This is a genomic window from Micrococcus sp. R8502A1, from assembly GCF_006704135.1.
Taxonomy (GTDB): Bacteria; Actinomycetota; Actinomycetes; order Actinomycetales; family Micrococcaceae; genus Micrococcus; species Micrococcus luteus.
This window is the reverse complement of the sequence record NZ_VIGS01000016.1, coordinates 34,939-44,305: the sequence shown is the minus strand read 5'-3', so window position 1 is coordinate 44,305 and position 9,367 is coordinate 34,939. Positions and strand designations below refer to the sequence as shown.

Genomic DNA, 9,367 nt, shown 5'->3' with positions numbered 1-9,367 from the left:
TCGACAGTCTTGTATATTTTCTTTGTAGGTGTTGTTACACCCACGGATGCCACTGTTGATGCGTTGGTGGGAAGAGTCATATGGGTATAGGGGCGGGCTCCCGCCCTCCACCCCCGCTCGCCGGGCCCGGACGGCCCGGGCGCGGTGAACCCCCAGCCGCTGGCCGAGCGCGTCGACAACCGCTCGCAGCGCCCCGCCTCGAACGCCTTCCGCGACTTCATGGCCTCCGACTGGGCGCCGTCGTCGGACGCCCTGCCCGACGCCGACGCCGCGGCCCCGTACGCCGCCCGGCGGCGGGCCGCCGTGTCCGCGCGCTTCCCGGGCGAGCGGATCGTGGTGCCGGCCGGCCGCCTCAAGGTCCGCTCGAACGACACCGACTACCGCTTCCGCGCGCACTCCGCGTTCGCCCACCTGACGGGCCTCGGCGTGGACCACGAGCCAGACGCCGTGCTCGTGCTCGAGCCCACGGACCCGGGCGCCGGCGACGACGGCACGGACCACACCGCCACCCTGTACTTCCGTCCCCTGGCCGGCCGGGACACCGAGCAGTTCTACGCGGACTCGCGCTCGGGCGAGTTCTGGATCGGCCCCCGTCCGACCCTGGCCGGCCTGGCCGCCCGCACGGGTCTGCGCACGGCGGGGCTCGAGGAGCTCGAGTCCGCCGTCACCAAGAACGTGGCCGCGGACGGCACCGCGGTGCGGCTGCTGGCCGAGACCGACCAGGACGTGGACGCCCTGCTGGCCGCCGTCCGGACCGAGGCCGGCGTGGACCTGGCCGCCGCGGCCGAGGCCGACGCCCAGACCGCCGAGTTCCTCTCCGAGCTGCGCCTGGTGAAGGACGCGTGGGAGGTCGAGCGGATGCGCGCCTCGGTGGCCGCGACCATCGCGGGCTTCGAGGACGTCGTGCGGGCCCTGCCGCGCGCCGTGGGACACGACCGCGGCGAACGCGTGGTCGAGGGCGCCTTCTTCGCCCGCGCCCGCCTCGAGGGCAACGACCTGGGCTACGACACGATCGCGGCCTCCGGCAACAACGCCACGATCCTGCACTGGATCCGCAACACGGGCGCCGTGCGCCCGGGTGAGCTGCTGCTGCTCGACGCCGGCGTCGAGGACGACTCCCTCTACACTGCGGACATCACCCGCACCCTGCCCGTGTCCGGCACGTTCACGGACGTGCAGCGCCGCATCTACCAGGCGGTCCTCGACGCCGCGGACGCCGCCTTCGCGATCGTGCGCCCCGGCATCCGGTTCCGCGAGCTCCACGCCGAGGCCATGCGGGTGCTCGTCGACCGCCTCGACGGCTGGGGCCTGCTGCCGGTCTCGGCCGAGGTCGCGCTCTCGGACGAGGGCCAGCACCACCGGCGCTGGATGCCCCACGGCACCTCGCACCACCTCGGCCTCGACGTGCACGACTGCGCGCAGGCCAAGCGCGAGCTCTACCTGGACGGCGTGCTCGAGCCGGGCATGGTCTTCACGATCGAGCCGGGTCTGTACTTCAAGGAGGAGGACCTGGCCGTCCCCGAGGAGTACCGCGGCATCGGCGTGCGCATCGAGGACGACATCCTCGTGACCGAGGACGGGGCCGAGAGCCTCTCCGCGGCCCTCCCCCGCACCCCGGACGAGATCGAGGCCTGGATGGCGCGGCTCCAGGCGTGATCCGGCGCGGAGGGCGCCCCTAGGGTTCGGACCATGGGTATCGACCTGACCACCGAGCTCACCGCCCTCCGCGACCGCCTCCTCTCCGCCGAGGCGGAGCACGCCGACCTCATCTGCCGCGTCCGGGACCGCCACCGGGCCTCGGCCCGGAACCTCGTGCACTACGTCGCCCTGCGCGGCACCGACCTGCGGCCGCTGCAGGAGGCGCTGAGCGACGCCGGACTGTCCTCTCTGGGCCGCATGGAGGCCGGCGTGCTGGGCCACGTGGACGCCGTGCTGGCCGCCGCCCGCGCACTCGACGGCGACCCCGCCCCCGCGCCCGAGGACGACGCCCTGACCTCCGCCGAGGGCCGCGCCATCCTCGCCCGCAACGCGGCGAGCCTGCTCGGTCCGGCCCGCGGCGACCGGGACGCGCGCATCATGGTGACCATGCCCTCCGAGGCCGCCACGGACCCGGAGCTCGTGGCCCGGATCGCCGAGGCCGGCATGGACCTGGCGCGCGTGAACTGCGCCCACGACGACGAGCAGGCGTGGGCCGCCATGATCGCGGCGGTCCGCCGGTGTGCCGGTGCGGGCCGGCCCGCACCCCTGGTCGCGATGGACCTGGCCGGGCCGAAGGTGCGCACCGGCCCCATCGAGCCGGGACCGCGCGTCGTGAAGGTGAAGCCCGCCCGGGACCCCTCCGGGATCGTCACCGAGCCCTCCCGCGTGTGGCTCGCCGCCGGGCCCCACGACGCCGTGGCCACAGCGGACCGGCCGGACGGCGCCGTCGTCGTGCCGCTCGCGGACCCGGAGGGGAAGACCCTGGCGGTCCTGCAGCGCGGCGACGAGATCGAGCTGACCGATGCGCGGGGTGCACACCGCAGGCTGGAGGTCGAGCAGGTGGACGGCGAGGGCGTGCTCGTGCGGGCGGAGAAGACGGTCTACTGGGCGACGGGCACGGCGCTGACGACGCCGCACGGACCGCTCGAGGTGGGCCAGCTGCCCCCGCTCGAGCAGTCCATGCGCGTGCACGAGGGCGAGGAGATCGTGCTGACCCGCTCGCTCGAGCCGGTCCCGGCGGTCGACGCGCCGCCCTACCGGATCGGCCTCACCCTGGCGCAGGCGTTCGCGGACGCGGAGGTCGGCGACCGGGTCTCCCTCGACGACGGACGGATCGGCGCGCGGATCACGGCGGTGTCCGACGACGAGATCACCCTCGAGGTGACCCAGGCCGGCCCGCGCGGGGCGAAGCTCAAGGCGGAGAAGGGCGTGAACTTCCCGGACACGCACCTGGCCATCCCGGCCCTCACGGACGAGGACCTCGCCCACATCCCGTTCGCGGCCCGCCACGCGGACATGGTGAACATGTCCTTCGTCCGCTCGGCCGAGGACGTGGCCCAGCTGATCGATGCGCTCGAGGCCGAGGACGCGCCGGACGTGGACATCACGCTGAAGATCGAGACGGTGGAGGCCTTCCGTCAGCTGCCGCGGATGCTGCTCGAGGCGATGCGCTGGCGGGACGTCGGGGTGATGATCGCCCGCGGCGACCTGGCGGTGGAGGCCGGCTTCGAACGCATGGCCGAGCTGCAGGAGGAGATCCTGTGGCTGTGCGAGGCCGCGCACGTGCCCGCGATCTGGGCCACCCAGGTCCTCGAGTCCCTCGCCAAGACCGGCCTGCCCTCACGGGCGGAGATCACGGACGCCGCGATGGCGCAGCGGGCCGAGGCCGCGATGCTGAACAAGGGCCCGTACATCGACCGCGCCGTCACCGTCCTCGGCGACATCCTGGGCCGGATGCACGGTCATGCGAGCAAGAAGCGCGACATGCTCCGGCGACTCGAGTCCTGGTCCCTCTGACGGGGCTCAGCCGCGCGGTTCGTCCTGGGGCCGGGGCGGGTGGCCGCCGCGCGCCTCGATGAGCTTGGCGACCTCCTCCGGGGGCAGGGTCACGCCGTAGGAGCGGTCCAGGCCGGTGGGCGCGGTGTCCGCCTCCGGAGTGGGCCGGGCCGACGCCTTGGCTCCGCCGGGGGCCGGCGCCGCGTGGGACCCGCCCGACGACGGCGCGGCGGCCGGGGTGGCCTGCACGGACCCGCCCCCGGCCTCCTCCGCGGCGGGGGCGGGCGCCGGCTGCGGGGCCGGCTGCGGCGTCGGGGCCGCGGCACCGCCCAGGCCCAGCTCCTGGCGGGCGCGGGCGGCGTGGTCGAACGCGACCACGAGGTCGAAGGCCGTGGGCACGACGGCCTGCGAGGACGCGAAGCCGTGCTGGCCCCGACGCATCGCGAAGCCGATCACGCCGAAGATCAGCCACACCGCCAGGCCCAGCAGCATGGAGGTGAGGATCTGCCCCGGGCCGGCCTCGGGGGCCAGCAGGTAGAGGAACACGCCGATCAGTCCACCGAAGAACACGCCGCGCACTCCCGCGGACAACGCCACCTGGGCGTAGTTCAGCCGGCCGCGCACCCGCTCCACGACCCGCAGGTCCTTGCCCACGATCGACACGGCGCTCACGGGGAAGTCCGTGGCGGCGAGGCGGTCCACCTGCTCGCGCGCCTGCGCGTAGGTGGCGTAGGTGGCCAGCAGCTCTCCGCGGGGCAGGCCCTGCTCGGCGCCGGGCTGAGGGTTGGACATCATGAACGACATGGACCCATTGTGCCCGGCCCGGCGCCCGGGCGGGCGGCGGTCCGCCGTCCGCGGACACGGAGCCGCGGCCCGGCACGCCGTAGGCTGGGTCGGTGAGCTCCCCCAAGATCTTCGTGGCCCGCCTGCTGGGCCTGGACGTCTTCGACCCCCTCGGCGACCGCCTGGGACGGCTGCGCGACGTCGTCGTGCTGGACCGCGGCCCCGCCGCAGCCCCGTTCGCCACCGGCCTCGTGATCGAGGTCCCCGGCAAGAAGCGCGTCTTCGTCCCGATGACGCGGGTGACGTCCATGGACTCGGGCCGGATCATCACGACCGGGCTGATCAACCTGCGCCGGTTCTCCCGCCGTGGCGCCGAGCAGATGGTGGCCGCCGACCTCTTCGACCGGAAGGTGCGCCTCTCCGACGGGTCGGGCGAGGCCTTCCTGGAGGACATCGGGCTGGAGCAGCAGCGCAACGGCGACTGGCTGGTCTCGGACCTGTACGTGCGCCGCATCGTCGGCCGCGGCCCCTTCGGCCGCGCCCAGCGGGGCGAGCACCTCCTGCTGAACTGGGACGAGGCCCGCTGGACGGCGCAGGCCGACCCGCAGGGGGCCACGAGCTTCCTCGCCGCGCACGAGGACCTCAAGCCCGCCGACCTGGCGGACATGCTCCACGACATGTCGGAGAAGCGCCGCGTCGAGGTCGCCAGCGAGCTGCAGGACGAACGCCTCGCGGACGTGCTCCAGGAGCTGCCCGACGACGACCAGGTGCAGATCCTCTCCCAGCTGGACATCGACCGCGCCGCCGACGTCCTGGAGGAGATGGACCCGGACGACGCGGCGGACCTGCTCCACGAGCTGCCCGACTCCCAGCAGGAGCTGCTGCTCGAACGCATGGAGCCGGAGGACGCCGAGGACGTCCGGCGCCTGCTCGAGTACGAGGAGGGCACCGCGGGCTCGCTCATGACCCCCGTGCCGGTCATCCTCCCCCCGGAGGCCACCGTGGCCGAGGCCATGGCGACCATCCGACAGCAGGAGATCTCCCCCGCGCTGGCCTCGCTCGTGATCGTGGCCCGGCCGCCCCTGGAGACGCCGACGGGCCGGTTCCTCGGCGTCGTCCACTTCCAGCGCCTGCTGCGGTACCCGCCGCCGGAGGCGATCGGCAACATCATGGACAAGGACCTCGAGCCCGTCTCGGACCTCGCCCCCATCGCCCATGTGACCCGCGAGCTCGCGACCTACAACCTCACGTGCATCCCCGTGGTGAACGAGCAGGACCGCGTCGTCGGGGCCGTGAGCGTGGACGACCTGCTCGACCACATCCTGCCCGACGACTGGCGGGCCATGGACCTCGACGACGCCGAGACCCGCCCCGCAACCTGACCCCCGCGGCCCGCCGCCGCACGACACCGGAGGTGTGAGCATGACCCAGACCGCGCGAGACCTGCGCCCGGGCCGCGGCACCGGCCTGGACACCCCGCTGAGCGCCAGCGGGCGCCGCGTGCCCCGGCTGGCCCCGAACCCGGACGCCTTCGGCGAGGCCACCGAGGGCATCGCCCGCTTCATGGGCACCCCGCAGTTCCTCGTCTGGATGACGCTGTTCTGCGCCGCCTGGCTGGGCTGGAACACGTTCGGCCCGATGGAGTGGCGGTTCGACTCCGCCGAGCTCGGCTTCACCGCGCTCACGCTCATGCTCTCCCTCCAGGCGTCCTACGCCGCACCCCTGCTCCTGCTGGCGCAGAACCGCCAGGACGACCGGGACAGGGTCGCGCTGCGCGAGGACCGTGACCGCGCCGAGCGCAACCTCGCCGACACCGAGTTCCTCACCCGCGAGATCGCCGGTCTGCGGCTGGCCGTCCAGGAGGTCGCCACGCGCGACTTCGTGCGCGGCGAGCTGCGCGGCGTCCAGGACGACCTCAGGGACGACCTCCGCGAGGCGCTGCGCGCCGAGCTGCGGGAGGAGATCCGGGAGGAGATCCGGGAGGAGATCCGGGAGGAGCTGCGCGCCGGCCTCCCGGGCGCCGAGGCCCAGCCCCGCAAGAACAAGAAGACCAAGGGCCGCGGCCGGGATGCGCGGCGCGGCGACGCCGGCGCCGAGCCCACGACCACCACGCTCGCCACCCTCGCGGCCCAGGAGGCCCGCGAGGCCGGGGGGTCCGGTCCGGCGGCCGGTCCCGCCGACGGTGCGGGCCCGGTGGACGGGGGCGGCCGATGAGCGCCCTGGGCCTGCCCGTGCCCGAGGTCCGCACCGACCTCGAGCGCCGGGTGCTGGAACGGCTCGCCACGGTCCAGGACCCCGAGATCCGCCGCCCGATCACCGACCTCGGCATGGTGGAGTCGGTCGTGGAGACCGCCCCGGGCGTCGTCGAGGTCGCGGTCCTGCTCACGATCGCCGCGTGCCCCCTGCGCGGGACGATCCAGACGGACGTGGCCGCCGCCGTCGCCGTCGTGCCCGGCTGTGAATCCGTGGACGTTCGCGTCGGGGTCATGGAGCCCGAGCGCCGCCTGGCGCTGCAGGACGCCCTGCGCGCGACTCGGCCGACGAACCCGTTCGGGGAGGGGACGCTCACGCGCGTCCTCGCGGTGGCCTCGGGCAAGGGCGGCGTGGGCAAGTCCTCGGTCACGGCCAACCTCGCGGTCGCGCTCGCCGCGCGCGGGCTCGCCGTCGGCCTGATCGACGCGGACGTGCACGGCTACTCCATCCCCGGGCTCCTGGGCGTGACCGGCACCCCGACGAAGCTGGACCGGATGATCCTGCCCCCCGTGGTGCGGGACGTGAAGGTCATCTCGATCGGCATGTTCCTCGACGCGGACCGGCCGGTGGCCTGGCGCGGGCCGATGCTGCACCGCGCGCTCGAGCAGTTCGTCACGGATGTGCACTGGGGCGACCTGGACGTCCTGCTCGTGGACCTGCCCCCGGGCACCGGGGACATCGCGATCTCGACGGCGCAGCTGCTGCCCGCCTCGGAGCTGCTCGTGGTGACCACGCCGCAGCACGCCGCCGCGCAGGTGGCCGCGCGCGCCGGTCAGCTGGCGGAGCAGACGGGCCAGACCGTGGCCGGGGTCGTGGAGAACATGGGGCCGATGACCCTGCCGGACGGCACCGTCCTGGATGTGTTCGGAACCGGCGGTGGCGCCGAGGTGGCGGAGCGGCTGTCCGGGGTGCTGGGCACCCAGGTGCCGCTGCTGGGCACCGTTCCCCTGGACCCGGCGCTGCGGGCGGGCGGCGACGCCGGCGACCCCGTGGTGGTGTCCGCGCCGGAGAGCCCCGCGGGCCGGGCGCTGGCGGAGATCGCGCAGCGGCTGGCCGTGCGGCCGCGCGGGCTGGCCGGGCGGCCGCTGCCGTTCACCCCGCGCTGACCTCGGGTGCCGGCGCCCCGGCCGGGGCACCCGACGCGCGCGACGGCGTCAGGTCGCGTCGACGTCGAAGGGGGCGGGTGCCAGCCCGAGCAGCTCGAGGGGGTCCGGTGCGGTCTCCACGGCGGCAGGACGCTCCTCGGCGAGGGCCTCGGCGCGGCCGGAGGCCATCAGGGCTGCGGCGGCGCCGCCCACGGCGGCCGCCCCGGCGGCGGGCGCGGTCGACCGGGTCTGTGCGGCGGCACCGGACTCCGCGGCGGCGGTGCTGCCGGCCCCGGCGGGGCGGCGGAAGAGCGTGCGCGGATCCATGTCCGCCAGGTCCTGGCGGGTGAGGCCGCCGTGCACGTCCTCGGCGCTGACGCCCGTCGCCTGCGCCGCCCGGGACGCGGGCGTGGACGAGCCGCCGGCAGGCTCGCGGAGCGCGTCGCGGATGATGCGGCGCGGGTCGTACTGGCGGGGGTCGTACTTGCGCCAGTCCACCTCGTCGAAGTCCGTGCCGGTCTCCTCCTTGAACTGCGCCTTGGCACCCTCGGCCTTGTCGCGCATGACGCGCAGCCAGTCGGTGAAGGCGCGCGTGTACTCGGGGAGCTTCTCCGGCCCGAGGATGACGATCGCGAGCACCGCCAAGATGATGAACTCGCCGCCGTTGATACCAAACACCCTCCCAACTCTACTAGAGCGGCACCGCCCCACAGCCCGGAGCCGCGGGGGCGGGGCGGCTCAGCCGCGGGGGCGCGGCACGGCGTCCGCGATGCGTTCGAGGCCTCGCTCGAGGCGTTCCTCGACGGCGTCGCCGCCGCCCAGCTCGAGCACCCGTGCCCGCTCGGAGACCAGCAGGTGGGTGAGGACCGCGTCGGCGCGCTCGTCCGGCAGGCTGGCCTCCACGCGGTAGGCGGCCTGGGGCGTGGTCAGCTCGGCCGTCCAGCCGTCCTGCTCCCCCGCCGGGACGATCCGGTAGACGCCGCCGCCGGCCAGCCGACGCTCCTGTGCCCCCGTGCTCAGGGGCGCGGTCGAGGCACAGCCCTCCGGGGTGGCTCCCTCGATCCGGGGTCGGCACTCGCGGACGGTCACGGTCGGCTCGTCCCGGCCCCAGCCGACGACGACCTCCACGTCCTCGGCCGTCTGGGTGGTGTCCACGGTGAGCGGCTCCAGTCCGGCCCCCACGAGGGAGGGCACCGTCCAGCCCTGACCCCGCAGCTCCGCGACGGTGCCGCGCCGGTCCGTCGACGCGGTCCCGGCCGCCGGCAGGGCGACGGTGTCCGTCGGGGCCGTGCGCTGGGCCGTGGTGCGGGGCGCGCCGGCCACCCAGACCGCGGTGAACAGCCCGCCGAGCAGGACGACGAAGGTCAGCAGCCCCACCACCAGGCGGCCGGAGACGCCGCGGGCGCGCAGCACCGGGGCGACGACGGCGCCGGCCGGACGCTGGTGCACCGTGCGGGCGGCGTCGAGCACGCGGGCCCGGGCCTGGACGGTGGCGCGGCACTCGGGGCAGCGGTCCAGGTGGCGGGCGATGCGCGCCCGGGACGCGGCGGGGAGGGAGCCCTCGAGGTAGGCGTCCATGTGGCGCTGGGTGTGTCGACGTCCCATGCGGCCACCTCCTCGGTCCTCGCGTCCTCGGTCCGGCGAACGGCCTCCCGCACGGCGGGAGCCGGTTCGTGCCGTGTCCCATCATCGGCCCGCCTCCTGGGAGAACACTGGGTCCCGGCCGCGTGCCGGCCCGTACACTGGCCCGCGTCGCCCGTGCCGCGGGCGAG

At 75.0% G+C, this 9,367-nt stretch carries 8 protein-coding genes; 5 read left to right on the top strand and 3 right to left on the bottom strand.

Annotation, left to right across the window (positions count from 1 at the left end; genetic code table 11):
• The first annotated feature begins 144 nt into the window (after positions 1–144).
• Both FLM69_RS05025 and FLM69_RS05020 read left to right on the top strand, forming a co-directional pair.
• Positions 145–1,656 (top strand): aminopeptidase P family protein, encoded by a 1,512-nt coding sequence (locus FLM69_RS05025; protein WP_141843319.1) that lies wholly within the window; start codon positions 145–147, stop codon positions 1,654–1,656.
• Between the two features lie 33 nt (positions 1,657–1,689).
• Positions 1,690–3,495 (top strand): pyruvate kinase, encoded by a 1,806-nt coding sequence (locus tag FLM69_RS05020; RefSeq protein ID WP_141843317.1) that lies wholly within the window; start codon positions 1,690–1,692, stop codon positions 3,493–3,495.
• Between the two features lie 6 nt (positions 3,496–3,501).
• Here FLM69_RS05020 and FLM69_RS05015 read toward each other — a convergent pair whose 3' ends face one another.
• On the bottom strand, positions 3,502–4,278 hold the full coding sequence (locus tag FLM69_RS05015) for a general stress protein (protein ID WP_101967527.1): 777 nt from the start codon (positions 4,276–4,278) through the stop codon (positions 3,502–3,504).
• 92 nt (positions 4,279–4,370) lie between these two features.
• Between FLM69_RS05015 and FLM69_RS05010 the strand changes: the two genes are divergently transcribed.
• From FLM69_RS05010 to FLM69_RS05000, 3 genes are read left to right on the top strand one after another with little or no spacing between them, the layout of a single operon-like run.
• A complete protein-coding gene (locus FLM69_RS05010; protein WP_036339212.1) occupies positions 4,371–5,639 on the top strand; it encodes a magnesium transporter MgtE N-terminal domain-containing protein in 1,269 nt (422 codons plus the stop codon).
• 40 nt (positions 5,640–5,679) lie between these two features.
• Positions 5,680–6,471, top strand: coding sequence for a DUF1003 domain-containing protein (locus tag FLM69_RS05005; protein WP_036382691.1), 792 nt, complete (start codon positions 5,680–5,682; stop codon positions 6,469–6,471).
• The gene (locus tag FLM69_RS05000; protein ID WP_123244001.1) at positions 6,468–7,616 is read left to right on the top strand and encodes an Mrp/NBP35 family ATP-binding protein; all 1,149 of its coding nucleotides are present in this window, start codon (positions 6,468–6,470) and stop codon (positions 7,614–7,616) included. Before FLM69_RS05005 ends, FLM69_RS05000 begins: the two co-directional genes overlap by 4 nt.
• A 48-nt stretch (positions 7,617–7,664) precedes the next feature.
• Here the strand turns inward: FLM69_RS05000 and FLM69_RS04995 are convergent, their stop codons facing one another.
• A complete protein-coding gene (locus tag FLM69_RS04995; protein ID WP_049147241.1) occupies positions 7,665–8,273 on the bottom strand; it encodes a twin-arginine translocase TatA/TatE family subunit in 609 nt (202 codons plus the stop codon).
• Between the two features lie 60 nt (positions 8,274–8,333).
• Positions 8,334–9,200, bottom strand: coding sequence for an anti-sigma factor (locus tag FLM69_RS04990; RefSeq protein ID WP_061867036.1), 867 nt, complete (start codon positions 9,198–9,200; stop codon positions 8,334–8,336).
• Between the last annotated feature and the right edge of the window lie 167 nt (positions 9,201–9,367).